Raw genomic sequence first — 22,951 nt, 5'->3', positions numbered from 1 at the left:
GCACGAAGGAGCAGGCCATGACCTCCGACCACGGCACCGACGACGTCACCGCCCCCACCGCCGAGGCGCCCCGCGCCACCACCGACCCCCGCCGGGACACGCGATCGTTCTGGGGCCGGTCCGCCCGGCTGGGCGGTGGCACGGGCCGGCTCCTCCTCGTGAGCCTGGTGCTGGGCCTGCTCATCGCCCTGCTGATCGGCGCCGCCGCCTACGGCCTGGCCACCCTGCGCGAGCAGCCGGACGCTCGCTACCCCTGGATCATGGGCCTCATCATGGCGGCCACGTCCCTGCCGATCGGCACCGGCGTCGCCTGGTTCTTGTTCGTGGATCGCACGACCGTCCGCGGCGCGATCCGGGACACCGAGGAGACCGTCGAGGGCCGCTGGCTGGAGAAGGCGCAGTCCGGGGCGTTCGGTGACCTGCTCGTGGTGATCGGGCTGGGCACGTTCGTGATCGGCATGACCGGGTGGCAGCCGTCGCCGTCCCTGACGGGTGCCACCCTGATCGTCGTCGCCGCGGCCTCCGCCGCCGTCCGGTACCTCCTGCTGAAGCGGCGGAGCTGAGCCGTGGAGAACTCCCTGCCGGCCGAGCGCGCACGCCTCGGGTGGTCGCAGCAGCGCCTCGCCGACGAGCTCGGCGTCTCGCGCCAGACGGTCATCTCCCTCGAGAAGGGCCGATACGACCCCTCCCTCCCCCTCGCCTTCCGCCTGGCCGCCGTGTTCGGCCGGCGCATCGAGGACCTGTTCACCCCAGACGCGGACTGAACGCCCGTAGAGTGGCGCGACCCCCGACCGGCCCCACCCCAGGAGCACCATGACCGGCCTTCCCCCCGAGCTGCGCGACGCCGACCTCGCCCCGGACGACTCCCCGCGCCACACCCGGCCGGTGGTCACGATCGTGGCACTGCTGTGCATCGCGGGTCTGATCCTCAGCGTGGCCGCCGCGTTCCTCTCCGCCTTCTGACCCCTCCCTCCGGCCCCGACGACGCCGCGCGGCCGGCTCAGCCGGCGACGTCCCCGTCCACGTAGCGCCAGACGCCGTCCTCGCGGCGGAACCGGCTGTGCTCGGTCAGGCGCACGCGCGCCCCGGAGGCGTCCCGGCCGAGCGCCGTGAACGTCACGGTCCCGACCGTGTCGAAGGGGCCGCCGCCGGTCGTGTCCGTCACCGCCAAGCGGGTGAACGCGGTGGGCGTCTCCCCCGGCCCCGGGGTCAGGTCCGCCGCGGCGGGACGCGTCTCGGCCGCCCAGGTGGCGCGCAGGTAGGCGACCATCGCGGCCGCGGTGCGGGCGGCGTCGTCGTGATCCGTGGCGACCAGGAGGGCGAACGCCGTGTACCGCGAGCGCATGAGGTCCTCGGCCGTGGGCGCGGCGAGGGTCCCGTCCGCGGCGTGGCGCGCGTGCCAGCGGCCGCAGCAGTCGGGGTACGGCAGGCCCCGGCCGCACGGGCAGGGCTCGGCTCCCGGCTGGTCGGCTGTCACCGGCTCAGGCGCGATCGGTGCCGGCCGCGCGTCGTCGCCCGGCGCGGGCGCGCATGCGGCGGACGGCGGACAGCGCGACGCCGCCGAGGGCCAGCACCATGGCCGGGCCCAGCGGGCTGACGGGACGGACACGCCCGGAGTCGGGGGCGACGGCGGCGCGTCGGCCCGCGGCCAGGCGGACGGGACGAGGGGCGGCGGCGCGGTCGTCGCGACGGCGGGGGATGCGGGCCAGGATCATGCGCCCAGGCTAGTCGCCGACGCACGGCCCCGCCGCTCCTGCACAGGCCTCCACAGAACCCTCGCCCTCCCCAGGCGGCCGCCCTCCCCGCGCCCAGCCTCGCCCGCGCGGCCGATCCTGAGCGCATGGACCCCGCACCCCTGCCCGAGGACCCCGGTCTCCGCACCGGCCGCGGCCCGCTGCTGCGAGTGACCGCCCGCACGGACGCGACCACGCGCCGCCGGGTGGCGCGGGCCTGGGATGCCGGGAAGCTGCTGCGCCTCGTGCGCGGCGTCTACTGCCCCGTGGCCGACTGGCTCGGGGCCGCACCCTGGGACCGGTTCACCCTGGCGGCGTCGGCGGTGGTGCTCGCCCGCCCGGACGCGGTGTTCACTGGCGCGACCGCCGCCCACCTCCACGGGCTGCCCCTGATCGAGACGCCCCGGACGCTGCACGTGCGCGCCACGACGCCGCACCACCACGGTCGGTCGACCCTCGTCCGCCAGGCTCTCGCCCCCGGCGCCGCCCCGCTCCCTCCGCCGCCGACCCTCTCCCCAGTGTGGAACCCGGTCTCCGCGCCCGGCCACGAGCCCGTGGAGATCCTGCTGCGGACGGCGGGCGGAGTCCTCCTCGGCACGGCCCGGGCGGAGTCGCTCTCCACCGTGCACCTGCAGCTGGCGGCCGGCCTGCCCCTGCGGGAGAGCGTGGCCCCGCTGGACCGTCTGCTGCGCGACCGGCCCCGGGAGTGCACCGCATGGGCCGCCGCCCACGCCGAGCTCCCCGCCTCCCGGGCGGCCCGCGAGCGGTTCTCCCGGGCCTGCGCATTCGCCGACGGCGCGTCCGAGTCGCCCGGGGAGTCGCTGAGCCGCGTCCTCGTCCATGAGCTGGGGTTCGCCCCTCCCGTGCTGCAGCACCGCGTCCGCACCCCGGGCGCCGCGCACGAGGACCGGGTGGACTTCTGGTGGCCGCAGCTCCGTGTGGGCGGCGAGTTCGACGGGATCACCAAGTACGACGTCGGGCTGCACGCCTCCGAGGCGGACCGACGCCGGGCGATCCGGGCGGAGAAGGAGCGGGAGGTCCGCCTGCGCCGGCTGCTGTCCGGTCTCGCCCGCTGGACGTGGGAGGACCTGCGTTCCCCCGCCCGACTGGAGGCCGAGCTGGTGCGCCACGGCGTGCCCCGGCGTCGCGGGTGAGGGGTCGGGGCCGGCGGGTCGGTGCGTGCTCCGACTCAGGACCTCCGGCTGTGCTCAGGACCTCGTCATGAGGACGCGGTCCTGAGCACAGCCGGAGGTCGGGGCGGGCGGGGCGGGACGGAGGTCGGAGCGGGCGGGGCAGGACGGCCCCGGACTGGGCCGCGCGCCCCCTCGGTAGACTGGCCGGGCAAGCTCGCGGAGCGTCCGGCGGCCCCGGCGTGAGACGGCACCACCGCTCTCCTCTGGCCGCCCCGGAGCGCCACCCGCACGGCCCCCTCAGACACCAGGAGCGTTGGATGCCCATCATCGTCGTCGACGTCATGCCCAAGCCCGAGATCCTCGACCCGCAGGGCAAGGCCATCAACGGGGCCCTGCCCCGCCTCGGGTTCACCCAGTTCAGCCAGGTCCGCCAGGGCAAGCGCTTCGAGCTCACCGTGGACGGCGAGGTCACGGACGAGATCCTGGCCGCCGCCCGCAAGGCCGCCGAGGAGATGCTCTCCAACCCGGTGATCGAGGACGTCGTGAACGTCGAGCTCGTCGACGAGGCGGGGACCGACGACGAGGCCCACGCCTGATGGCCGCGGACCTCCCCCTCATCGGCGACTACTCGACGCCCGCCACTCCCCTGTCCGGCGCCCGCATCGGCGTCGTCACCTTCCCGGGCACGCTCGACGACGTCGACGCCGCCCGCGCGATCCGCCTCGCCGGCGCGGAGGCCGTGGCCCTGTGGCACGCCGACGCGGACCCGCAGGCCGCGCTGTCCGGCCTGGACGCCGTCGTCGTCCCCGGCGGCTTCTCCTACGGCGACTACCTGCGCGCCGGCGCGATCTCCCGCTTCGCCCCCATGATGGACGCCATCGCGGAGGCGGCCGGCGGCCCGCAGGGCGGCGCGGACGCGCTCCCGGTGCTCGGCATCTGCAACGGCTTCCAGATCCTCACGGAGTCCCACCTGCTGCCGGGCTCGATGATCAAGAACGACCACCTGCACTTCATCTGCCGCGACCAGGAGCTCACGGTCGAGTCCACGGACACCGCGTGGACCCGCGACTTCGCGCCGGGCCAGACCATCACCGTGCCCCTGAAGAACCAGGACGGCCAGTACGTGGCCGACGACGCCACCCTCGACGCCCTCGAGGCCGAGGGCCGCGTGGTGTTCCGCTACAAGGGCTGGAACCCCAACGGCTCGCGCCGCGACATCGCGGGCGTGGCCAACCCGGCGGGCAACGTGGTGGGCCTGATGCCGCACCCGGAGCACGCCGTCGAGGCCGGCTTCGGCCCGGACACCGCGGACGGCGTGCGCGCCGGCACCGACGGCCTGGGCTTCTTCACCTCCGTCCTGACCACCCTCGCGAGCCGGGGAGGCGCCGCATGAGCCAGCAGTTCACCATCGAGACCGTGGAGCACGCCGAGGCGAACCCGGACGTCGCCCAGCCGTGGGCGGAGCTCGGCCTCAAGGAGGACGAGTACGCGCGGATCCGCGAGATCCTGGGCCGCCGCCCCACCGCGGCGGAGCTCGCGATGTACTCCGTGATGTGGTCGGAGCACTGCTCCTACAAGTCCTCGAAGGTGCACCTGCGCCAGTTCGGGGACAAGCTCACCGAGGAGATGAAGAAGAACCTCATGGTGGGGATCGGCGAGAACGCCGGCGTCACCGACCTCGGCGACGGCTGGGCCGTGACCTTCAAGGTGGAGTCGCACAACCACCCCTCCTTCGTGGAGCCCTACCAGGGCGCGGCCACCGGCATCGGCGGCATCGTGCGCGACATCATCTCGATGGGCGCCCGCCCCGTGGCCGTCATGGACCCGCTGCGCTTCGGCGCGATCGACCACCCGGACACCGCCCGCGTGGTGCACGGCGTCGTCTCCGGCATCGGCGGCTACGGCAACTGCCTCGGCCTGCCGAACATCGGCGGCGAGGTCTCCTTCGACGCCTCCTACCAGGGCAACCCGCTCGTGAACGCGCTCGCCGTGGGCGTGCTCAAGCACGAGGACCTGCGCCTGGCGAACGCGTCCGGGGTCGGCAACAAGGTGGTGCTCTTCGGCGCCCGCACCGGTGGCGACGGCATCGGCGGCGCGTCTGTGCTGGCCTCGGAGTCCTTCGACGCCGGCGGTAAGCCCGCCAAGCGCCCCTCCGTCCAGGTGGGCGACCCGTTCGCGGAGAAGGTGCTCATCGAGTGCTGTCTCGAGCTGTTCCACGGCTCCCTCGTGGAGGGCATCCAGGACCTCGGTGCCGCGGGCATCTCCTGCGCCACCTCCGAGCTCGCCTCCAACGGCGAAGGCGGCATGCGCGTCGAGCTGACCGACGTGCTGCTGCGCGACTCCACGCTGACCCCGGGCGAGATCCTCATGTCCGAGTCGCAGGAGCGCATGATGGCCGTCGTGACGCCGGAGAACGTCGCGGCGTTCGAGGCCGTCATGGCCAAGTGGGACGTGGAGTACTCGTGGCTCGGCGAGGTCACCGGCGACGGCCGCCTCGTCATCACGTGGGACGGCGAGACCATCGTCGACGTCGACCCGCGCACCGTGGCCCACGACGGCCCCGTGTACGAGCGCCCCTACCACCGCCCCTCCTTCCAGGACGCGCTGCAGGCGGACACGTTCCGCTCCTCCGCGGCCGGCCAGGACCTGCCGCAGGACGGCGACGCGCTCAAGGCCGCCGTCGTCGAGCTGATGGCCTCCCCCAACATGGCGGACGTCTCCTGGATCACCCGGCAGTACGACCGGTACGTGCGCGGCAACACCGCGCTCGCCTCCCCCGACGACGCCGGCGTGGTCCGCGTGGACGAGGAGACGGGCATGGGCGTGGCCCTGGCCACGGACTGCAACGACCGCTACGCGTACCTCGACCCGTATGCGGGCGCGCAGCTGTCCCTCGCGGAGGCCTACCGCAACGTGGCCACCGTGGGCGCCGTGCCGCTCGCCGTCACCGACTGCCTCAACTTCGGCTCCCCCGAGGACCCCGAGGTGATGTGGCAGTTCGCCGAGGCCGTCCGCGGCCTCGCCGATGCGTGCCAGGTGCTCGGCGTGCCCGTCACCGGCGGCAACGTCTCGCTCTACAACCAGACCGGCGGCGTCGCCATCCACCCCACCCCCACCGTGGGCGTGCTGGGCCAGCTCGACGACGTCGCGCGCCGCACGCCCTCGGGCTTCGGCCGGGACGCGGACGGGCAGGCGGTCTACCTGCTCGGCGTCACCCGCGATGAGCTGGACGGCTCCGAGTTCGCGAACCTGCGCGGCCACCTGGGCGGCACGCCCCCGAAGGTGGACCTCGAGCAGGAGCGCCTGCTCGGCGAGCTGCTGGTCAACGCCTCGCGCGACGGCATGATCGACGCCGCGCACGACGTCTCCAAGGGCGGCCTCGCGGCGACCCTGGCGGACATGGTGCTGCGCTTCGGCGTCGGCGCGCGGATCGTGCTGGACGAGGTCCACCGCCGCGACGGAGTGGACCTGTTCACCGCGCTGTTCTCCGAGACGCAGGGGCGCGCCGTCGTGTCCGTCCCGCGCACCGAAGAGGTCCGCTTCAATGACATGACCACGGCCCGCGGCTACACGGTGACGCGCATCGGCGTCGTGGACACGGAGTCCGGCGCCCTCGAGGTGCAGGGCGGCTTCGAGCTGCCGATCGCCGAGCTGCGGGAGGCGTGGGAGGCGACCCTGCCGAAGCACTTCGGCTGAGCCTGCTATAGCGACGAGCCCTGCGCAGTGGAGCCTATCCAGCCCGGATAGGCCCCACTGCGCAGGGTTCGTCGTCCTTGGGGGCTCGTCGTCCTCGGAGACTCCTCAGGTGGCCCGGCGCATCTCGCCGACCCACAGGGAGATCGTCGAGTGGGACGGGTCGCCGTCGAAGTGCTCATGCGAGACGTCCAGCATGGGGTAGGACGCCAGGTCCACACCCTCCGGGACGGTCAGCACCGAGTCCTGGCGGGTCACGGTGCCCAAGGAGATCATGCGGGTGGCGGCCTCGTCGCGGATCCAGACCTCCAGGTAGCCGTCTTCGGGTGCGGGGACCTGGGGCACGTGCACGGCCAGGTGCATCTCCCCGTCGGCGGCACGCGTCATCTCGGCGCGGGCCGCCGATCCGTCGGTGGTCACGGACGCCATGACGGCGGTGCCGATGAGGTCCTCGCCGCCGCCCAGCTCAGCCCCCTGGCCGGGAGCGTCCGTTCCGCTCGTCGGAGAGGCGGGCGTCGGGGAGACGGGCGTCGGCGGCGCGGGGGTCGGCGGGGCGGGCGACGTCGCCGCGGGCTTCCCCGCCTCCGGGGCACCGCCCTGCCATGGTCCGCCAGACATGGCGGCGCCCACGGCCCCTCCACCGATGACGAGCCCGACCGCCGCCGCCGCGGCGAGCGGCCACCAGCGGCCACGGGCGACGGATCGGGCGGAGCCGATGGGACGAACGGCCGCGACGCCGCCGGGCCTCATCCCCACATCGGTCGCGTCGCCCGCCCCCGGCCCGTCGTGAGCCACGGCCTCCGTCTCGGGTTCCAGCTCCGCGGCGATCCGCCCCCACAGGTGCGGCGGCGGGTCGGCCAGGTCCGGGGCGGGGCCGTCGAGGGCGGCCAGCACACGCAGGATGGCCTCCAGCTCGGCCGCGTCCTCCGGATGGAGCGACGCCGCGACGTCGGCGGGTGCGGCGAGCGGGCCGCCGTCGCGCACGCGCTCGTGCAGCCGGACGGCGAGGTCGGAGATCTCCTCCGCGGACTGTCGGCCGCGGGGATGCTCACGCTCGGGCATCGGCGGCCTCCAGACGTCTTCTCAGTGCGGCCAGGCCGCGATGGATGTGGGAACGGACGGTGCCGAGCGGCATGTCGAGGCGCTCGGCGATCTGCTGGTGCGCCAGGTCCTCCAGGAAGGCCAGGCGCAGCACCTCGTCCTGGGGCGGACCCAACAGGGCGAGGGCGTCATGCACGACGACGGCGGCCACCACGGCGTCGCTGACCGCGTCCTCCGCGCCCTCGGCGCGGGGGAGGTGGACGACCTCCGCCTCCATCTTCCGCGCGTCACGAGCACGGCCGGCGAACATGTCGGCGATGACGCGACGGGTGATGCCCGTCAGCCACCCGCCGAGTGGCCGGGCGGGATCGTAGGTGTCCCGCGAGCGCCACGCCCGCGTGAACACCTGCTGGGCGGCGTCCTCGGCGTCCTGCCGGCTGCGCAGTGCGGTGAGACACAGGGAGAAGACCAGGCGGCCGTGGCGCTCGTACGCCTCGCGCACGGCGGCGGCCTCCCCCGCGGCGAACCGGCGGTCGAGCCCGTCGTCCTCGAACATGGGGCTCCTCTCCCGCGGTGTTCCGCGTCGGCGCGGCGCGGCCCGGCTCAGGCCAGACCTTCCGACAGGCTACCGGTCAGCCCTCGACTGGAGTGGCGATGGTCACGATGTTCTCCGTGTAGTCCCGCTCGTCCGGCAGCCATTCGCCGCCGCAGGTGATGAGGACGAGCTCGGCGGCGCCGTCCCGGCGGAAGTACGGGGACAGGTCCAGCTCGCCCTTCCCCAGACTCTGGGTGGAGGCCACCCGATAGCGCCGGGCGGTCCCCGCCGCATCCGTGACGGTGACCTCGTCGCCGACCGTGGCCTGCCGCAGCCCGTAGAGGGCCCCCACGGGATTGCGCGGTGAACCCGAATGGGAGGCGATCACCGCCGTCCCCTCAGGATCCCCGGGGGCCGAGCCGTGGCGGTACCAGCCGCCGACGGAGCTGTCGTCGGGCAGCTCCATCGCCCCGTCCTCCGTGACCCCGACCGAGACCACGCTCAGCGTGGCCCCGATGGCCGGATAGTCCACGCGCACGGGGATCCTGGCGTCGTCCGTTGGGCTCTGGGTGGCGCGCCGGACGGCGATCCCCGACGACGGCGTCCGCCCGGGGACGGCCGGGGCCGCGGAGGGGGTTGCGGCCGGGGGAGTTCCCGTTCCCTCCCCGGGACCCGGCGTCATCGCGACGACGGAGCTTCGCCCCTGCTCGGACGGGAGGGAGGAGACCGCCGCCGACGGCGCGCAGCCGGTGAGGACGACGGCGGCGAGCGCGAGGACCGCCGACACGTGGCCGGCGGTCCTCATCCCCGGGCGGGAGGGACCCCGCCCGCAGGACTCATCACGCACGGGCCGCCCGGCGGCGGGTCATGAGGACGGCGCCGGCGACCAGGGCGGCCGCGCCGGCACCGGCGGCGGCCAGCATCCCGGTGGGGGCCTGCGCGGGGGCGACGTCGATGCCCGCCGGGACGGAGCCCGGCGCGCTGTGGCTCGCGGCGACCTCCTGGGTGGCGAGCGCCAGGGTGCCGTCGGCGGCGGAGCCCCAGGCGTAGGCGATCGTGGTGACGCCGTCCTTGACCTCGACGTCGGCGGGGCCGATCACGGGGTCGGTGGTCCCGGCCACGGACACGGCGGCGGAGACGGTGCCGGCAGGCACATCGAGGGAGGCCTCGTCCGGGTTCTCGAGGCCGGGCACGACGACGTCCTTGCCCGCCCAGACGTCCACGGCCGGCGCGGCGGCGATGTGACGCACGGTGAGGCGGCCCTCGCCGGCGGCGACGGCGGTCGTGTCGTTCTCGAACGCGGTCACCGTGGGCTTGCCGGCGGCGTCGAGGTGGGCGGCGGCGGTGTAGTCGCCGCCGTCGGCGAGGGTGAGCGTGACGGGACCGAGGATCGGGGCGGAGTCGTCCATGGCGTCCGCGGCGGTGATGGCGACCTTGTAGTCGCCGGCGGCCAGCTCCAGGGGACCGGCGAGGTCCCCGGGCTCGAAGTCGTCCAGGGTGAGGGCGCCGTTGACGTAGACGTCCACGGGGGTCGCGGGCACGGCGTGCAGCACGGAGAGCTCGGCGCCGGACGGGGCGTCCATGGCCGCGGCGGACAGGGGAGCGAGGACGGCGATGCCGATGGCGGCGGTGACGGCGGCCGGGAGGGACTTGCGCATGGTGTCGTTCCTGTTCGTCGAGGGTCCTGCACGCGGCAGGCGGGGCGAGGCGCGGAATGCGCTCACACCAGGACTACCGACGCCGCGCTCGATCCGTTGCAGAAGATTTCCTCCCCTCCGATGACGAGCCCTGCACAGTGGGGCCTATCCAGCCCGGATAGGTCCCACTGCGCAGGGTTCGTCGTAACTGAAGGAGCTCCGACCTGGGGCGGATGTGCCCCCCAGGCCCGCCCCGTAGATTCATCGTGTGCACACCCCTCCCGCGAGCCTCCCCACCGCCCCGCCCCGCGGCCTCAGCGCCGTCGATGTGGCCGAGCGGACGGCCGCCGGCCTGACGAACGCCCAGCCGCGAGACACGTCGCGCAGCCTCGGCACCATCCTGCGGGTGCACGTCCTCACGCTGTTCAACCTCGCGATCGGCCTGTGCGCGCTCGTCGTCATCCTCCTGGGGCGCTGGTTCGACCTCCTCTTCAGCCTCGCGGCGGTGGCCAACGTCGTCATCGGCGTCGTGCAGGAGTACTCGGCCAAGCGCACGCTGGACCGCATCGCCCTCCTCCACCAGGACGACGCGATCGTGGTCCGCGACGGCGAGCGCGTCCCGGTGCGCGTGGCGGACATCGTGCGGGACGACGTCGTGGTGCTGCGCCGCGGCGACCAGGTGCCGGTGGACGGCGAGGTCCTCACCGCCGAGGGGCTCGACCTGGACGAGGCCCTCCTCACCGGCGAGAACGACCCCGTCCCGAAGCGCCCGGGGGACGCCGTGCTCTCGGGCTCGGCCGTCGTCGCGGGCACGGGCCTGGTGCTCGCCACCGCCGTGGGACCCGGGTCCCATGCCGCCCGCATCGGCGCCGAGGCTCGCGCCTTCCGCGCCATCCACTCGGAGCTCCGCGACGGGCTCAACACCGTCGCGCGCTGGCTCACCGTGGCCCTCGTGCCGATCGTCGCGGTGATCGTGAACGGGCAGATGCGCGCCGTCGGCGGCTGGGGGCACGCGCTCGGCGCGCCCCGTGAGGCCGCGCTGGAGCCGGCGCTCATCGCCTCGGTCGCGGCCGTGACCAGCATGATCCCGCAGGGCCTCGCCCTCATGACCACGATCTCCTTCGCCGTCGCCGCCCTCAAGCTCGCCCGCCACGAGGTCCTCATCCAGGAGCAGCCGGCCGTCGAGGTGCTCGCCCGCGTGGACACCGTCTGCCTCGACAAGACCGGCACGCTCACCGAGGGCGGCATCCGCTTCCACGGCGCCTCCCGTCCCGCCTTCGCTTCCCGCCCCGCCTCCGCGCCCCACCTCGCCTCAACGGCCGGCTCGCCCGCCTCCGTGAACCCCGCCGCCACGACGTCGGACCTCGCCCCCGGCGCCCGCGCCGCCCTGGCCTGGTTCGGCGCGGACGTGGACGGCAACCCGACGGCGGTCGCCCTCCGCGAGCCCTTCCCCTCGGCTCCGTCCGCGGCCCCCGCCTCGGCGGTGCCGTTCTCGAGCGCCCGGCGCTGGTCCTCCGTGGCGTTCGGCCCGGAGGCCGACGCGGACATTCCCGGTCTCCAGGGCACCTGGCTCCTCGGCGCCCCCGAGGCGCTGCTGGACGCGGCCCACCTGGGCGAGGCCGACCACGCCGCCGTGCGCGCCCAGTGCGACGCCGCCGCGGACCGCGGGCTGCGCACGATCCTCCTGTGCCACTCGGCCGACGCTCCCGCGGGCGAGGAACTGCCCGCCGGCCGCCGCCCTCACGCCGTCCTCACCTTCGAGGAGAAGGTCCGCCCCGACGCCGGCCAGACCCTCGACTTCTTCCGCGAGCAGGGCGTGCAGATCGTCGTGATCTCCGGCGACAGCCCCCGCACGGTGGGCGCTGTGGCCCGGCAGGTCGGCGTCGAGCTGGCGGGCGACGCGGTCGACGCCCGCACCCTGCCCGAGGACCAGGACGCCCTGCGCGAGGTCCTCCGCACCCACGACGTGTTCGGCCGCGTGAGCCCCGAGCAGAAGAAGGCCATGGTCATGGCCCTCCAGGCCGACGGCCACGTGGTCGCCATGACCGGCGACGGCGTCAACGACGCCCTCGCGCTCAAGCACGCCGACCTGGGCATCGCCATGGGCAACGCCGCCCCCGCCACGAAGGCGGTCTCCCGCATGGTGCTGCTGGACGGGCGCTTCGACCGCCTCCCCGCCGTGCTCGCGGAGGGCCGCCAGGTCATCGCGAACATGGAGCGGCTCGCCCACATCTACCTCACGAAGACCACCTACGCGCTGCTGCTCGGCGTCGTCTTCTCGCTGCTGGCCTGGCCGTTCCCGCTGCTGCCCCGCCAGGCGTCCACGGTGGACTTCCTCATGATCGGCGCCCCGACGTTCTTCCTGGCGCTGCTGCCCAACGCCCGTCGCTACGTCCCCGGCTTCCTCGGGCGCGCGCTCGGGTTCGCGCTGCCCAGCGGCACGGTCATCCTGGCGTCGATGCTCGCGCTCGGCTGGTTCCTGCGCACGCGCGGCGCCGAGGTCCCGGCGCCCCAGGCCCAGGCCGCCGCCATGATCACCCTGACGCTCGCCGGCCTGTGGGTCCTCGCGGCCATGGCCCGGCCGTTCACGCGCGCCACGGCCGCGCTGATCGGCGCGATGTACGCGCTGCTCGCCGTCACGCTCCTGGTGCCCGCCTCCCGCTGGTACCACCTCCTCGAGCTCCCGACGCCGGACGTGCTCGCCGCCGCGCTCGGGTTCGGCGTCCTCGCGTGCGCCGGGATCGAGGCGGTCCACCAGGTCCACCGGCGCCGGGTGGACCCGGCCGCACGGGCCATGGACCCCGCGGATTCCGCGACAGGCCGCGGCTGAATCGCGGCTCGACCGTTGACGCGGAACGCGCCGGGGGTCGAGAGTGGGACCCGATGTCGTCGCGATCCGATCCCTCTCGGGGCCGGGCGCGGCGATGCGGATCCACCCGATCGACACAGAAGGAGAACACCATGCGTTGGCTCACTCTCGGCCTCGGTGCCGCCCTCGGCTACTTCCTCGCCTCCGGCGAGGGCCGCCAGAACCTCGACAAGATGTCCCAGAACGCGCAGAAGCTCTGGAACGACCCCAAGACCCAGGAGAAGGTGGGACACGTGCAGGAGACCGCTCAGCAGAAGTTCGCCGAGGTGAAGAACTCGGACAAGGTCCAGGACCTCGCCGCCAAGGTCGGCGCGGGTGAGAAGGACGCGCTCAAGGGGGATGACCGCGCGAGCCGCTCGGAGGACTCCTTCGCCGACCAGCGCGTGACCGAGTCCAACAACGACAACGTGCAGGCGGCCAACGCGACCGGCGCCGATCCGGACTTCATCTCGGATCCCTCCACCGCGCTCGGCGACGAGGGCCCCACGGCCCGCTGACCCGCGCACCCCGGACCGACGACGCGGCCCGCCTCCCCCTCCGGGGCGGCGGGCCGCGTCGCGTCGTCGAGGGTCAGGTCGCGGGTGCCGCGGCGGGCTCGGCGATCGCGTCCTCGGCCGGCGCCTCGATCGGCGGCACGGCGTTCCACTCGGAGAACGTGGTGACGGCCCCGGTGCCCGCGGACTCGGTCTCCACGGTCAGCAGCTCGCCGTCGTCCTGGGCCACGGTGAAGGCCCGCAGCGCGACGCCGCCGCCCTCCCCGCTCGCCGGCACGTCGAGCACGTAGCGCACGGCGTCCTGGCCGCTGCGACGCAGGGTGTCCGCGTCCGCCTCCTTGCCGTCCAGGCCGTCGCCGGCGGGCAGCGCCGCCAGCAGCGAGTCCACCATGGCCCCCATGCCCTGTGCGGACGGGTCGCCCGTGGCCTTGGCCGCGGTCCACTTCTCGGCGTACTCGGGGTCCTCCCCGGCCACGCCGCCGCGCTCCTCGAGCGTGAAGCGGGAGTAGGTGCGCCCGTCCACGGTGCGGCTCTCGTCGCGCGTGGTGTACGCGCCGTCGCGGAACTCGCTCACGTAGCGGAAGGCCTCTCCCGACGTCGGCCCGGAGATGTCCGTGGAGTCCGGCACGGTGGCGCCGGCGGACGTCTGCGCGCCGGAGCGCAGCTCGGTGACCATGCGGACCGAGTCGGCCTGCTCGAGCTGGGTGCGGGCCTTCGCCCACGCCTCGGGGGCGTCGCCGCCGTCAGCCCCGCACCCCGAGAGCAGCAGGGCCGCCCCCGTCCCCAGGACGGCCAGCGGGAGGGCCCGGCGCGCGCCGCGCCGCTTCATCAGGTCGCCACGCATCACTCGGACACCTCCTCCGGCACCTCGGCCGGGTCGATCGCGTTCCAGTCGCTGAGCTCGTACTGCTGGAGGGCGTTCGCGGCCTCCACCTGCAGGCCCACGAGGGAGCCGTCCTCATCCACCGTGAAGGAGCGCACGCGGACGGGCTCGCCCTCGCCCGCGGCGGCCTGGGCCGCGCCCGCGACGTCGGCCGGCACCGCGTACCGCTGGGCGTGGCCGTCCTGGAGCTCGACCTCCTCCGGCTCCACGTCCGCACCCTCGAGGGCGTCCGCGGCGGGGAGGGCGATCCGGTCCAGCTCGGTGCGCAGCGGGTTCGCCTGGGCCTGCGCCTGGTCCGCGGGGAGGCGCTTCCACCCGTCGTCGCCGTACGCGGCGCGCACCTGCGCGGGGACGTCCTCGCCCTCCGTGCTGACGCGCGCGTAGACGTCCTCGCCCACGGTGCGGGTGTCCACGACCATGCGGGAGTCCTCCCCCACTCCCATGGTGGCGGTCGAGGTGGCGTTGCCGCCGTCGAGCGTGCCGGCGATGTCCCACGTGACCACGCTGGGGCCCTGGCGTCCCGTGGTGTACGCGGTGGAGAGGCGGACCGACTCCGCCTCGTCGAGCTGGGTGCGGGCCTGCTTCCAGGCCTCACCCGCGGGCTGGGGATCCGACGCGCACCCGGCGAGGGCCAGGGCGCCGATGAGCCCCAGTCCCGCCGCGTGGACGGCACGTCTGCGGTGCATGTTCTCCTCCTCGGTGCGGCCGCGGGGTGGGCCCGCGGTCCTCGCGCCTCACCTTACCGACGACGGCGCAGCGCGAAGGACGCCCCGTGGTGGCCCTCCGGGAGGTGGTCGCCACGACCGAAGAGCTTGTGGCGCAGCGTGCCGTCCGTGTACGCGGTCTTGTAGCGGCCCAGACGCTGGAGCTCGGGCACCACGTGCTCCACGACGTCCTCGAACGTCCCGGGGGTGATGTGATAGGCCAGGTTGAAGCCGTCCACGTCCGTCTCGTCGGCCCACTCGGCCAGCTGCCGGGCCGCCGATGCGCCGCCGCCCACGATCACCGGGCCGAAGCCGCCGATGCCCACCCACTCGGCGAGCTTGCGCACGGTCCACTCCTCGTCCGTGCCGGAGGCCTTCTGGAAGGTCTCCACGGTGGACTGGATGGCGTTCGACTTCACGTCCCCGATCGACTCGTCCAGGTCGTACTGGGACAGGTCGATGCCCATCCAGCCGGACATGAGCACGAGGCCGCCCAGCGGGTCCACGTACTGCGCCAGGTCGTCGTACTTGGCCCGCGCGTCCTCGTCGGTGGCCCCGGTGACGATCGTCTGCATCGCGAAGATCTTCACGTCGTACGGGTCACGGCCGGCGTCCACCAGGGCCTGGCGGATCTTCGCGGTGGTGGCCTTGGCCAGCTCCTTCGTGGGGGAGTTGATGAAGACCGCCTCGGCGTGCTTGCCCGCGAAGGCGCGGCCGCGCGTCGAGGCGCCGGCCTGGTAGATCACGGGGGTGCGCTGCGCGGAGGGCTCGGTCACGGCATGGCCGGGCACCTTGAACCACGTCCCCTCGTGGGCGATGTCGTGGACCTTGGCCGGGTCCGCGAACACGCCGGTCTCCTTGTCGTAGACCACCGCGTCGTCCTCCCACGAGCCCTCGAGGAGCTTGTAGACGACGTCGAGGTACTCGTCCGCGTGCTCGTAGCGCTCGTCGTGCTCCATCTGGTCGTCCTGGCCCATGTTCTGGGCCGCCGAGGGCAGGTAGCCGGTGACGACGTTCCAGCCCACGCGGCCGCCCGTGAGGTGGTCCAGCGTGGCCAGGCGGCGGGCGAACGGGTACGGGTGCTCGTAGGCGGTGCCGGCGGTGACCCCGAAGCCGAGGTGCTCGGTGACGGCGGCCATCGCCGAGACCAGCAGGAACGGGTCGTTGACCGGGGTCTGCGCACCAGTGCGGATGGCGGCCTCGGAGGTGCCCCCGTAGACGGAGTAGGGGCCGAGCACGTCCGCGATGAACAGGCCGTCGAAGAGACCCTGCTCAAGGGTCTTGGCCAGGTGCGTCCAGTAGCCCAGCGTGTTGTAGTCGCGGGCGTGGTCGTCCGGATGGCGCCACAGGCCCGGCGACTGGTGGGCCACGCAGTTCATGTCGAAGGCGTTGAAGAGGATCTGACGAGGGGTGACGGACGGTGCGCTGTGGGCATGCTCGGTGGTCATGGCGCCAGTCAATGCAGTGCCCCGACGCTGTGGGAAATCGTGTGACGGCACGACGGCGGCGGGCGTCATGCCGCCGTCGTGCCCGGCTCTGCCACGGCCCGGCCGCCCCCATGTGACGCGCCGTGCCAGGCCCGCCACGTATCACTCGGACGAGAACTCCTTCCAGACCTGAGCGGAGTTCTCCAGGGTGACCTCACCGGTGTAGGCCACCACTCCTCCCTCGTAGTCGGCGTACCACTGCTGGACCTCCGGAGAGTGGTAGGCCTCCTGCAGGACCCGTGCGGCCTCGGTGTCCCGGAAGTCCGCCTTGGCAGCGACGACGACGGAGAACGGCAGCTGGACCCCCGGGTCGTCCTCCAGGATCAAGGTGGACTCGTCGACGTCGTACCCCGCCTCCGCGATGAGGCGGACGAACCCGAAGCCCGCGGCGACGTCAGGGAGAGTCTGGGCGAGCGACTGCTGGTCCACCTCGACGAACTCGACCTTCTTCGGATTGGACGTGATGTCGCGCTGGGACAGCTGGGTCACCGGCTTGTCGGGATCGACCTCGATCACACCCGCCTCTGCCAACAGCTGGAGCGCACGGCCGTTGTTGGAGGTGTCCACCGGGATGGAGATCTTGGCCCCCTGCGGCAGGTCGTCGAAGGAGTCGAGGGTGAGGGAGAAGAGGCCGCTGCGTCCGTAGTAGACGGAGAACAGCGGCTCCACGGCCGTGCCGTTGTCCCTGTTGAACTGCTTCAGGTAGGCCAGGTGCTGGAAGAAGTTCACGTCATACTCGCCCTGTTGGACGGTGTTGTTGGGCTGGATGATGTCCGTCACGTACGTCGTCTGCAACGTCCACCCCTGGCCCGCGAGCTTCTTCTTCACAAGCTCCGTGGGCTCTTGGTAAGGGGCGGACTCCGTGACGATCATGGAGATCTTCCTGTCCGGAGTGGCGCCGGCCTCCTGGGACGATCCGCAACCGGTGGAGGACAGACCTGCGAAGGCCGTCAAGGCCAGCCCCTGGAGGACACGGCGGCGGGTGGGCCTGGACGACGGTGAGTGGGCGTGCAGGAGCATGGGGGTTACCTTTCGATGAGGCCGCAAGGGCACGGGGGGGGCGATCTCGGGCGGGAGAGTGGCGTACGTGAAAAGGGGCGCGTGCACCGCGCACACAGATCAGGCCAGGCGCTTGTCCGTGCGGCGGACCAGCCGGCCGCCGACGAACTGGACCGCCGTGACCAGCAGGAGCATGGCGAGGATGGCCACCGCCATGACCTCCGTCTCGTAGCGGTAATAGCCGTATCGGATGGCGAAATCGCCGATGCCACCGCCGCCGACGAGTCCGACCATGGCGGAGAACGAGATGAAGCTGACCATGGTGATGGTGATCGATCCGATGAGTGCCGGGCGTGCGTCGACCAGCAGGACGTTGCGGATGATCTGGCCGCGCGTCGCCCCCATCGCGCTTGCCGCCTCGACGGCTCCCCCGCCGAGCTGCGTCATGTTCTGCTCCACGAGCCGGGCAAAGTACGGGATCGCGTTGACGGTGAGGGGCACGATCGCCGCGGCGGTTCCCACGGTTGTCCCCACCACCAGGCGGGTGAACGGGATGATGGCGATGAGCAGGATCAGGAACGGGAAGGAACGGAACACGTTCACCAGGCCTGAGACGAGGCGATGCGCCCGCGGCGACGGGGAGATGCCGCCGGGCGCATGGGTGAAGAGCCACACGCCGAGCGGAATGCCCAGGGCCACGGCCGCTGGGATGGCCACGGCGATCATCAGCAGCGTCTGGCCCAGGGCGACGGTGAGCTCCGGCAGGAGTTCGACGATGCGCTCCATCTCAGGCCACCTCCGCCCCGGCCAGGAGGGGCAGGCTCGGCGCGGCGTCCAGGGGGCCGTCTCGGCGCTCGGCCGGGGGCTCCGGGGGTGGAGTGTGCCCGCGTCCAGCCCGGTCGAGGTGGATGCCCTCAGACACCAGGTAGGCGCCGATGGAGGTGGTGGGTATGAACCGTCCCGAAGACAGGTCCTCCACGCTGAAACTCTCCACCACGCGCCCGGCCTCCATGACGGACACGTCGTCGGCCAACGCCTTGATGACCTCCATCTCGTGGGTCACGATCACCACGGTGATGCCCAGCTGACGGTTGATGTCCGCCAGGTACTGGAGCACCGTGGCCGTGGTGAAGGGGTCGAGGGCGGACGTCGGCTCGTCGCACAGGAGGAGCTTCGGGCGCGTCGCCAGCGCACGGGCAATGGCCACACGTTGCTTCTGCCCTCCGGAGAGTTGCGCGGGGTAGGAGGACGCCTTGTCCGCCAGGTCCACCAGGTCGAGCGCCTCCAGTGCCTGCTTCCGTCGGTTTCGGGCATTGCGCTCGCCGGTGAACTTCAGGCTCAGCTCGACGTTGCCCAAGGCGGTGTGGTTGTGCACGAGGTTGAAGCCCTGGAAGATCATCCCGATCTCATGACGGCGGATCCGTAGCTCGGCCTCGGAGAGGCCCGTGAGCTCTTCGGAATCGAACCACACCTCGCCGGCGGTGGGACGTTGCAGGAGGTTGATGTTGCGCAGAAGGGTGGACTTCCCGGCGCCGCTGAAGCCGATGATGCCGTGGATAGCCCCGGCCGGGATGTCCAGTGAGACGTCGTCCACGGCGGTGAAGGATGCACCGGACGACGACGGCGGGTCCACCACCACGGCGTTCCGTCGGCGCAGCCAAGCGGCCGGCGAGGCAGGCCGGGCCCGCCGCGGAGAGGCCTCCCGGGTGAAGGTGGTCGAGACATGGCGAAGTGAGATCAATGCATTCCTCCATCGGTTCTGGCGGTAGCACCCTGGTCCGTACGGGCGGGCTGCTGCGGCGTCGTCGAGCCAGATCTCTCGGCCGCTCTGGATGGGTGCAATGACTTCATCACACCGGCCCCGCGCCTCACAGCCGGGCCGACCGGCGAGGACGCATCGCGGCCGCCAGGGCCGTGGGGGATCTCGGCGCCGCGCACACGTCGTCACAGGACCGCCCCCACCACGACGACGGCGACGCCCCCGCCCGGGTGCGCCGCCGTCGTCGTGGTGGGGCCACCGTGCCCGCCGACCCCGCCGCGCTCAGTCCTCCGGGACCTCGCCGGCGGAGGTGTACGCGACCGGGGCCGCGCCGTTGACCAGGCGGTCCCCGACCATCCGGACCTTGAACACGGCAGGATCGTGCGTGGCCAGGGTGCGGGCGTTGCGCCAGTGGCGGTCCAGCTGCAGCTCGGTGGAGGTCGCGGAGGCGCCGAGGGTGTCGAAGATCCGGGTGCAGACCTCGAGGACGAAGTCCGGCACCACGGCCTGAGCCCGGTAGGCCGCGTCCATCGCCTCGTCCCACAGGCGGGCGCTCACCTCGCCCTCGACGTCGTCCGGATGGGCCGCGTCCCACGCCGCGGCGGCGTCCATGGCCCTCCCGACCTCGCGCACGAGCAGCCGAGCCGCGCTCACCTGCCCGGCCATGCGCCCCACGATCTCGAGCAGCTGCGGATCCTGCTGCGGGCGGTCCGCCGTGCCGGTGTTGAACGTTCGGGTGCGGGCCTTCAGGAGGGCCACGCCCTCGTCGAGGGCCGCGCGGGCCACGCCCACCTGCAGGGCCAGCAGCGTGGCCTCCTCGAGCACCGGCACGGGCCCGTGCGAACGCGGCACCTCGAGCAGGTCCTCCGCGGCCGCGCCGTCGAGCACCACGGACCCGGTGGCGGTGAGCCGCTGGCCGAATCCGTCCCAGTCATCCTTGATGCGCACGCGCGGCTGGCGCACGCGCACCACCGCGATCGCCCGCTCCGGCTCGCGCACCGCGCCGCCGGCCCGCTTCGAGTTGCGTCGGGAGACGAGGTCGGCCCCGTCCACGCCCACCGTGACGATGGTCCACTGCGCGAACGCCGAGCCCGTGGCGTAGTACTTGTGGCCCGTGACCACCCACGTGCCGCCCTCGTCGCGGGCGGCACGCGCCGCCGCCCGGCCCGGCGCGGCCCCGGATCCGGCGCGCTCCGCGAGGGCGGAGCCGGCCCACTCCCCCGCGGCGGCGTGAGGCATCCAGGCCTTCCTCAGGCGCTGAGGCTGGTCGTCGACGGCGGCCACGAACACCAGGTGCGAACGCCACAGGTGTGCGGTGTTCACGTCCCGCGCGGCGAGGTCGGCCAGCAGGCGCAGCACCGTCTCGTGCCCGGCTCCGCGCCCGCCGAACTCGGCCGGGACGCTGACCTTCCCCAGCCCGGCCTCCTGGAGCCGCTGCTGCGCCACGAAGGGCAGGTGGCGCCCGGCCTCGCGGGCCCGCTCGCCCTGGGCGGCGGCGTGGAACACCTCGGCGAACTCGGCGGAGAGGGATGCGTGGTCGGCGGCGGGGCTCTGCATGGGCACCACTCTTCCAGAGCGCCCCGGGGGTGCCGGGCAGCCGGCGGCGCGGCAGGCGGCGGCCGGCCCTGCGTGACGCGGGGCGGGCGGGGCGGCCGCGGGGATTCGTACGCTCGAGGACCGAGCCCGGGCTCCTCCGAGACGCCCGCCGCTTGCGCTCGCCACACCCCCGACCGAACCGAGGTTCCCTCCCGTGACCGCGTCCGTCCCCGCAGCCTCCCCCGCCGATCCGGTGCGCCGCCCGAACGACGGCGTCCCCGCCGCCGCGCTCGCCACGCTGCCCGGCCCGCTGCCGCGGGAGGTCGTGGACGCCGCCGACCCGGACGTGCACCCGGGCCGTCCGGTGGCCGAGGCGGACCGGCTCGCCTTCTGGGAGGCCGTCGGACGGCGCCTCACGTGGGACCGCGACTTCACCCGGACGCACTCCCTCACCGCCCCGGACCCGGCCGCCGAGCGCGGCCCGGAGATCCGCTGGTACGAGGACGGCACCCTGAACGTGGCCGTGAACTGCGTGGACCGGCACGTGGCGGCGGGGCGCGGGGAGAAGGTCGCCCTGTACTTCGAGGGCGAGCCCGGCGACCGCCGCGCCGTCACCTACGCGCAGCTGCAGCGCCGTGTGGCCCGCGCGGCGAACGCGCTCGAGGAGCTGGGCATCACCGCCGGCGACCGCGTCGTCGTGTACCTGCCCGTGATCGTGGAGACGATCGTCATCGCCCTGGCGTGCGCGCGCATCGGCGCGGTGCACTCCCTCGTGTTCGGGGGCTTCTCCGCCGAGGCGCTGCGCTTCCGCGTGGAGGACACCGGCGCCAAGCTGCTCGTCACCACGGACGGCCAGCACCGCCGTGGGAAGGTGGTGCCCGTCAAGGAGAACGCAGACGCCGCCGTCGCCGGTCAGAACCAGGTCGAGCACGTGCTCGTGGTGGACCGCTGCGGCCTCACCGGACCGGGAGAGATCGCGTGGACGGCCGGCCGGGACCTGTGGTGGCACGACGTCGTGGACCGCCAGCCGGCCACCCACGCCGCGCGCGCCTTCGAGGCCGAGCACCCGCTGTTCATCATGTACACGTCGGGCACCACGGGGCAGCCCAAGGGTCTCGTGCACACCTCGGCGGGCTACCTCGCCGCGGCCTCGTGGACGCACGACTTCCTCTTCTCCCACCCGGACGTGTCCCGCCGGGGCGACGACGTGCACTGGTGCACCGCTGACCTCGCGTGGGTCACCGCCCACACCTACGAGATCTACGGACCGCTCTCCAACGGCGTCACGCAGGTGATCTACGAGGGCGTGCCCAATGCACCACATCCGGGCCGTCACTTCGAGGTGATCGACCGCTACCGTGTGACCAGCTACTACACCGCGCCCACGCTCATCCGCTCGCTCATGGGCTGGCACCCGGACGGGATCCCGGCGGAGGATGCCGGCGGCCCCTCGCTCGCGTCCATCCGCCTGATCGGCACCGTGGGCGAGGCCGTGAATCCCGAGGCGTGGGCGTGGGCCCGCACCCAGATCGGCCGGGCCGGGCTCGAGCGAACCGGCACCCCGGTGCCCATGGTGGACACGTGGTGGCAGTCCGAGACGGGCTCCACCGTCATCTCCCCCCGCCCCACGGACACCACGTTCAAGCCGGGCTGCGGTTCCCGCCCGCTGCCCGGCGTCGACGTGGCCGTGGTCGACGACGACGGCGCGCCCGTGTCCGCGCACCTGCAGGGCAAGATCGTGGTCACCCGGACCTCACCGTCCATGGCGCGCACGGTGTGGGGCAACCCGGCACGGTACTTCCGCTCCTACTGGGCGGACTACGCGGAGCAGGGCTGGTTCCTCGCCGGAGACGGCGCCAAGACCGATGACGACGGCGACGTCTGGATCCTCGGGCGCATCGACGACGTCATCAACATCTCCGGGCACCGGCTGAGCACGATCGAGATCGAGTCGGCGCTCGTGGCGCACCCCCATGTGGTGGAGGCGGGCGTGTGCCCCGTGCCCGACGAGCGCACCGGACACGCGGCGGTGGCCTTCGTCGTGCCGAGCCGGGAGTGGGCGACGGCGTTCGCGGACGGGGGCGAGGACGTCGCGGCGAAGCGCGCCGAGGAGCTCCGCCGGCACGTCGGCCGGATGATCGGCCCGGTGGCCAAGCCGGGCGAGGTGGTGTTCGTCCCGGATGTGCCGAAGACGCGCTCGGGCAAGATCATGCGGCGCCTCCTCTCGCAGCTGCACACCGGGGACCGCCTCGGGGACACCACGAGCCTGCAGAACGAGTGGTGCGTCGGGCAGATCGCGGAGGTGCTGGCCGCCCGCGCCTGACCGCCCCGCTCTCGCCGGCGAGGTCCGCGTTCGCGGACTGGATCTCGGAGGAGGGCGAGCCCGCGGGCCCGGCCGACTCGCGGATCGAGGATGACGACGTCAGCCTCTCACCCCCGTCCGGAACC

23 protein-coding genes and 1 riboswitch are annotated in these 22,951 nt (G+C 73.5%); of the genes, 10 read left to right on the top strand and 13 right to left on the bottom strand.

Annotated features, from left to right (window positions below):
* The first annotated feature begins 17 nt into the window (after nucleotides 1-17).
* From LG274_RS09605 to LG274_RS09595, 3 genes are read left to right on the top strand one after another with little or no spacing between them, the layout of a single operon-like run.
* Nucleotides 18-563 (top strand): hypothetical protein, encoded by a 546-nt coding sequence (locus LG274_RS09605; RefSeq protein WP_404464157.1) that lies wholly within the window; start codon nucleotides 18-20, stop codon nucleotides 561-563.
* A 3-nt stretch (nucleotides 564-566) separates the two neighbouring features.
* A complete protein-coding gene (locus LG274_RS09600) occupies nucleotides 567-764 on the top strand; it encodes a helix-turn-helix transcriptional regulator (protein WP_248116508.1) in 198 nt (65 codons plus the stop codon).
* A 49-nt stretch (nucleotides 765-813) separates the two neighbouring features.
* Nucleotides 814-963: a hypothetical protein gene (locus tag LG274_RS09595; protein WP_404464155.1), complete on the top strand. Its 150-nt coding sequence runs from the start codon at nucleotides 814-816 to the stop codon at nucleotides 961-963.
* A gap of 37 nt (nucleotides 964-1,000) precedes the next feature.
* Here LG274_RS09595 and LG274_RS09590 read toward each other — a convergent pair whose 3' ends face one another.
* Together LG274_RS09590 and LG274_RS09585 are read right to left on the bottom strand one after the other, a co-directional pair.
* Nucleotides 1,001-1,477: a YchJ family protein gene (locus LG274_RS09590; protein ID WP_298710480.1), complete on the bottom strand. Its 477-nt coding sequence runs from the start codon at nucleotides 1,475-1,477 to the stop codon at nucleotides 1,001-1,003.
* 4 nt (nucleotides 1,478-1,481) lie between these two features.
* Nucleotides 1,482-1,715, bottom strand: coding sequence for a hypothetical protein (locus tag LG274_RS09585; protein WP_248116502.1), 234 nt, complete (start codon nucleotides 1,713-1,715; stop codon nucleotides 1,482-1,484).
* Nucleotides 1,716-1,840: 125 nt separating this feature from the next.
* Between LG274_RS09585 and LG274_RS09580 the strand changes: the two genes are divergently transcribed.
* The 4 genes from LG274_RS09580 to purL all read left to right on the top strand — a co-directional run bounded on the left by LG274_RS09580 (nucleotide 1,841) and on the right by purL (nucleotide 6,562).
* Nucleotides 1,841-2,887 (top strand): hypothetical protein, encoded by a 1,047-nt coding sequence (locus LG274_RS09580; protein ID WP_404464152.1) that lies wholly within the window; start codon nucleotides 1,841-1,843, stop codon nucleotides 2,885-2,887.
* A gap of 296 nt (nucleotides 2,888-3,183) precedes the next feature.
* On the top strand, nucleotides 3,184-3,462 hold the full coding sequence (purS, locus tag LG274_RS09575; protein ID WP_404464150.1) for a phosphoribosylformylglycinamidine synthase subunit PurS: 279 nt from the start codon (nucleotides 3,184-3,186) through the stop codon (nucleotides 3,460-3,462).
* On the top strand, nucleotides 3,462-4,259 hold the full coding sequence (gene purQ, locus LG274_RS09570) for a phosphoribosylformylglycinamidine synthase subunit PurQ (RefSeq protein ID WP_248116496.1): 798 nt from the start codon (nucleotides 3,462-3,464) through the stop codon (nucleotides 4,257-4,259). The genes purS and purQ overlap by 1 nt, the downstream gene beginning before the upstream one ends.
* The gene (purL, locus tag LG274_RS09565) at nucleotides 4,256-6,562 is read left to right on the top strand and encodes a phosphoribosylformylglycinamidine synthase subunit PurL (protein ID WP_404464148.1); all 2,307 of its coding nucleotides are present in this window, start codon (nucleotides 4,256-4,258) and stop codon (nucleotides 6,560-6,562) included. The genes purQ and purL overlap by 4 nt, the downstream gene beginning before the upstream one ends.
* A gap of 105 nt (nucleotides 6,563-6,667) precedes the next feature.
* Here the strand turns inward: purL and LG274_RS09560 are convergent, their stop codons facing one another.
* The 4 genes from LG274_RS09560 to LG274_RS09545 all read right to left on the bottom strand — a co-directional run bounded on the left by LG274_RS09560 (nucleotide 6,668) and on the right by LG274_RS09545 (nucleotide 9,793).
* The gene (locus LG274_RS09560) at nucleotides 6,668-7,621 is read right to left on the bottom strand and encodes a hypothetical protein (protein WP_404464146.1); all 954 of its coding nucleotides are present in this window, start codon (nucleotides 7,619-7,621) and stop codon (nucleotides 6,668-6,670) included.
* On the bottom strand, nucleotides 7,608-8,156 hold the full coding sequence (locus LG274_RS09555) for an RNA polymerase sigma factor (RefSeq protein WP_404464144.1): 549 nt from the start codon (nucleotides 8,154-8,156) through the stop codon (nucleotides 7,608-7,610). The genes LG274_RS09560 and LG274_RS09555 overlap by 14 nt, the downstream gene beginning before the upstream one ends.
* A 76-nt stretch (nucleotides 8,157-8,232) precedes the next feature.
* The gene (locus tag LG274_RS09550; protein ID WP_404464142.1) at nucleotides 8,233-8,922 is read right to left on the bottom strand and encodes a class F sortase; all 690 of its coding nucleotides are present in this window, start codon (nucleotides 8,920-8,922) and stop codon (nucleotides 8,233-8,235) included.
* 52 nt (nucleotides 8,923-8,974) lie between these two features.
* Nucleotides 8,975-9,793, bottom strand: a complete 819-nt coding sequence (locus LG274_RS09545) for a DUF4397 domain-containing protein (protein ID WP_404464140.1) — start codon at nucleotides 9,791-9,793, stop codon at nucleotides 8,975-8,977.
* A gap of 247 nt (nucleotides 9,794-10,040) precedes the next feature.
* Between LG274_RS09545 and LG274_RS09540 the strand changes: the two genes are divergently transcribed.
* Both LG274_RS09540 and LG274_RS09535 read left to right on the top strand, forming a co-directional pair.
* Complete coding sequence (locus LG274_RS09540; protein WP_404464138.1) at nucleotides 10,041-12,602, top strand: HAD-IC family P-type ATPase; 2,562 nt, start codon at nucleotides 10,041-10,043, stop codon at nucleotides 12,600-12,602.
* Between the two features lie 131 nt (nucleotides 12,603-12,733).
* Nucleotides 12,734-13,138, top strand: coding sequence for a YtxH domain-containing protein (locus LG274_RS09535; RefSeq protein ID WP_298986486.1), 405 nt, complete (start codon nucleotides 12,734-12,736; stop codon nucleotides 13,136-13,138).
* Between the two features lie 73 nt (nucleotides 13,139-13,211).
* Here the strand turns inward: LG274_RS09535 and LG274_RS09530 are convergent, their stop codons facing one another.
* From LG274_RS09530 to LG274_RS09500, 7 genes are all read right to left on the bottom strand, one after another.
* Nucleotides 13,212-13,979, bottom strand: coding sequence for a hypothetical protein (locus LG274_RS09530; protein WP_298986484.1), 768 nt, complete (start codon nucleotides 13,977-13,979; stop codon nucleotides 13,212-13,214).
* The gene (locus LG274_RS09525; RefSeq protein ID WP_404464135.1) at nucleotides 13,979-14,704 is read right to left on the bottom strand and encodes a Tat (twin-arginine translocation) pathway signal sequence; all 726 of its coding nucleotides are present in this window, start codon (nucleotides 14,702-14,704) and stop codon (nucleotides 13,979-13,981) included. The genes LG274_RS09530 and LG274_RS09525 overlap by 1 nt, the downstream gene beginning before the upstream one ends.
* A gap of 53 nt (nucleotides 14,705-14,757) precedes the next feature.
* A complete protein-coding gene (locus LG274_RS09520; RefSeq protein ID WP_404464133.1) occupies nucleotides 14,758-16,170 on the bottom strand; it encodes an LLM class flavin-dependent oxidoreductase in 1,413 nt (470 codons plus the stop codon).
* Between the two features lie 141 nt (nucleotides 16,171-16,311).
* A complete protein-coding gene (locus LG274_RS09515) occupies nucleotides 16,312-17,082 on the bottom strand; it encodes a MetQ/NlpA family ABC transporter substrate-binding protein (protein ID WP_298710495.1) in 771 nt (256 codons plus the stop codon).
* A 246-nt stretch (nucleotides 17,083-17,328) separates the two neighbouring features.
* Nucleotides 17,329-17,994: a methionine ABC transporter permease gene (locus tag LG274_RS09510; RefSeq protein WP_298710497.1), complete on the bottom strand. Its 666-nt coding sequence runs from the start codon at nucleotides 17,992-17,994 to the stop codon at nucleotides 17,329-17,331.
* Between the two features lies 1 nt (nucleotide 17,995).
* Complete coding sequence (locus LG274_RS09505) at nucleotides 17,996-18,802, bottom strand: methionine ABC transporter ATP-binding protein (protein ID WP_404464130.1); 807 nt, start codon at nucleotides 18,800-18,802, stop codon at nucleotides 17,996-17,998.
* A 153-nt stretch (nucleotides 18,803-18,955) separates the two neighbouring features.
* Nucleotides 18,956-19,047: riboswitch (SAM riboswitch) on the bottom strand.
* 202 nt (nucleotides 19,048-19,249) lie between these two features.
* On the bottom strand, nucleotides 19,250-20,524 hold the full coding sequence (locus LG274_RS09500) for an acyl-CoA dehydrogenase family protein (protein ID WP_298710501.1): 1,275 nt from the start codon (nucleotides 20,522-20,524) through the stop codon (nucleotides 19,250-19,252).
* Nucleotides 20,525-20,717: 193 nt separating this feature from the next.
* On the opposite strand from LG274_RS09500, the gene acs reads away from it, so the two are divergent.
* The gene (acs, locus tag LG274_RS09495; protein WP_404464128.1) at nucleotides 20,718-22,826 is read left to right on the top strand and encodes an acetate--CoA ligase; all 2,109 of its coding nucleotides are present in this window, start codon (nucleotides 20,718-20,720) and stop codon (nucleotides 22,824-22,826) included.
* Nucleotides 22,827-22,951 lie beyond the last annotated feature (125 nt).

It is taken from the genome of Micrococcus antarcticus (assembly GCF_044872765.1).
Taxonomy (GTDB): domain Bacteria; phylum Actinomycetota; class Actinomycetes; order Actinomycetales; family Micrococcaceae; genus Micrococcus.
The sequence above is the reverse complement of the archived record's forward strand: the minus strand, read 5'-3'. Positions and strand labels throughout refer to the sequence as shown.

Coding starts and splice junctions, on each gene's coding strand:
- LG274_RS09520 (WP_404464133.1), bottom strand. CDS start 16,170: ATGACCACCGAGCATGCCCACAGCGCACCGTCCGTCACCCCTCGTCAG.
- purL (WP_404464148.1), top strand. CDS start 4,256: ATGAGCCAGCAGTTCACCATCGAGACCGTGGAGCACGCCGAGGCGAAC.
- purQ (WP_248116496.1), top strand. CDS start 3,462: ATGGCCGCGGACCTCCCCCTCATCGGCGACTACTCGACGCCCGCCACT.
- LG274_RS09530 (WP_298986484.1), bottom strand. CDS start 13,979: ATGCGTGGCGACCTGATGAAGCGGCGCGGCGCGCGCCGGGCCCTCCCG.
- LG274_RS09515 (WP_298710495.1), bottom strand. CDS start 17,082: ATGATCGTCACGGAGTCCGCCCCTTACCAAGAGCCCACGGAGCTTGTG.
- LG274_RS09605 (WP_404464157.1), top strand. CDS start 18: ATGACCTCCGACCACGGCACCGACGACGTCACCGCCCCCACCGCCGAG.
- LG274_RS09510 (WP_298710497.1), bottom strand. CDS start 17,994: ATGGAGCGCATCGTCGAACTCCTGCCGGAGCTCACCGTCGCCCTGGGC.
- LG274_RS09525 (WP_404464135.1), bottom strand. CDS start 14,704: ATGCACCGCAGACGTGCCGTCCACGCGGCGGGACTGGGGCTCATCGGC.
- LG274_RS09545 (WP_404464140.1), bottom strand. CDS start 9,793: ATGCGCAAGTCCCTCCCGGCCGCCGTCACCGCCGCCATCGGCATCGCC.
- LG274_RS09535 (WP_298986486.1), top strand. CDS start 12,734: ATGCGTTGGCTCACTCTCGGCCTCGGTGCCGCCCTCGGCTACTTCCTC.
- LG274_RS09580 (WP_404464152.1), top strand. CDS start 1,841: ATGGACCCCGCACCCCTGCCCGAGGACCCCGGTCTCCGCACCGGCCGC.
- purS (WP_404464150.1), top strand. CDS start 3,184: ATGCCCATCATCGTCGTCGACGTCATGCCCAAGCCCGAGATCCTCGAC.
- LG274_RS09500 (WP_298710501.1), bottom strand. CDS start 20,524: ATGCAGAGCCCCGCCGCCGACCACGCATCCCTCTCCGCCGAGTTCGCC.
- LG274_RS09585 (WP_248116502.1), bottom strand. CDS start 1,715: ATGATCCTGGCCCGCATCCCCCGCCGTCGCGACGACCGCGCCGCCGCC.
- LG274_RS09560 (WP_404464146.1), bottom strand. CDS start 7,621: ATGCCCGAGCGTGAGCATCCCCGCGGCCGACAGTCCGCGGAGGAGATC.
- LG274_RS09555 (WP_404464144.1), bottom strand. CDS start 8,156: ATGTTCGAGGACGACGGGCTCGACCGCCGGTTCGCCGCGGGGGAGGCC.
- LG274_RS09595 (WP_404464155.1), top strand. CDS start 814: ATGACCGGCCTTCCCCCCGAGCTGCGCGACGCCGACCTCGCCCCGGAC.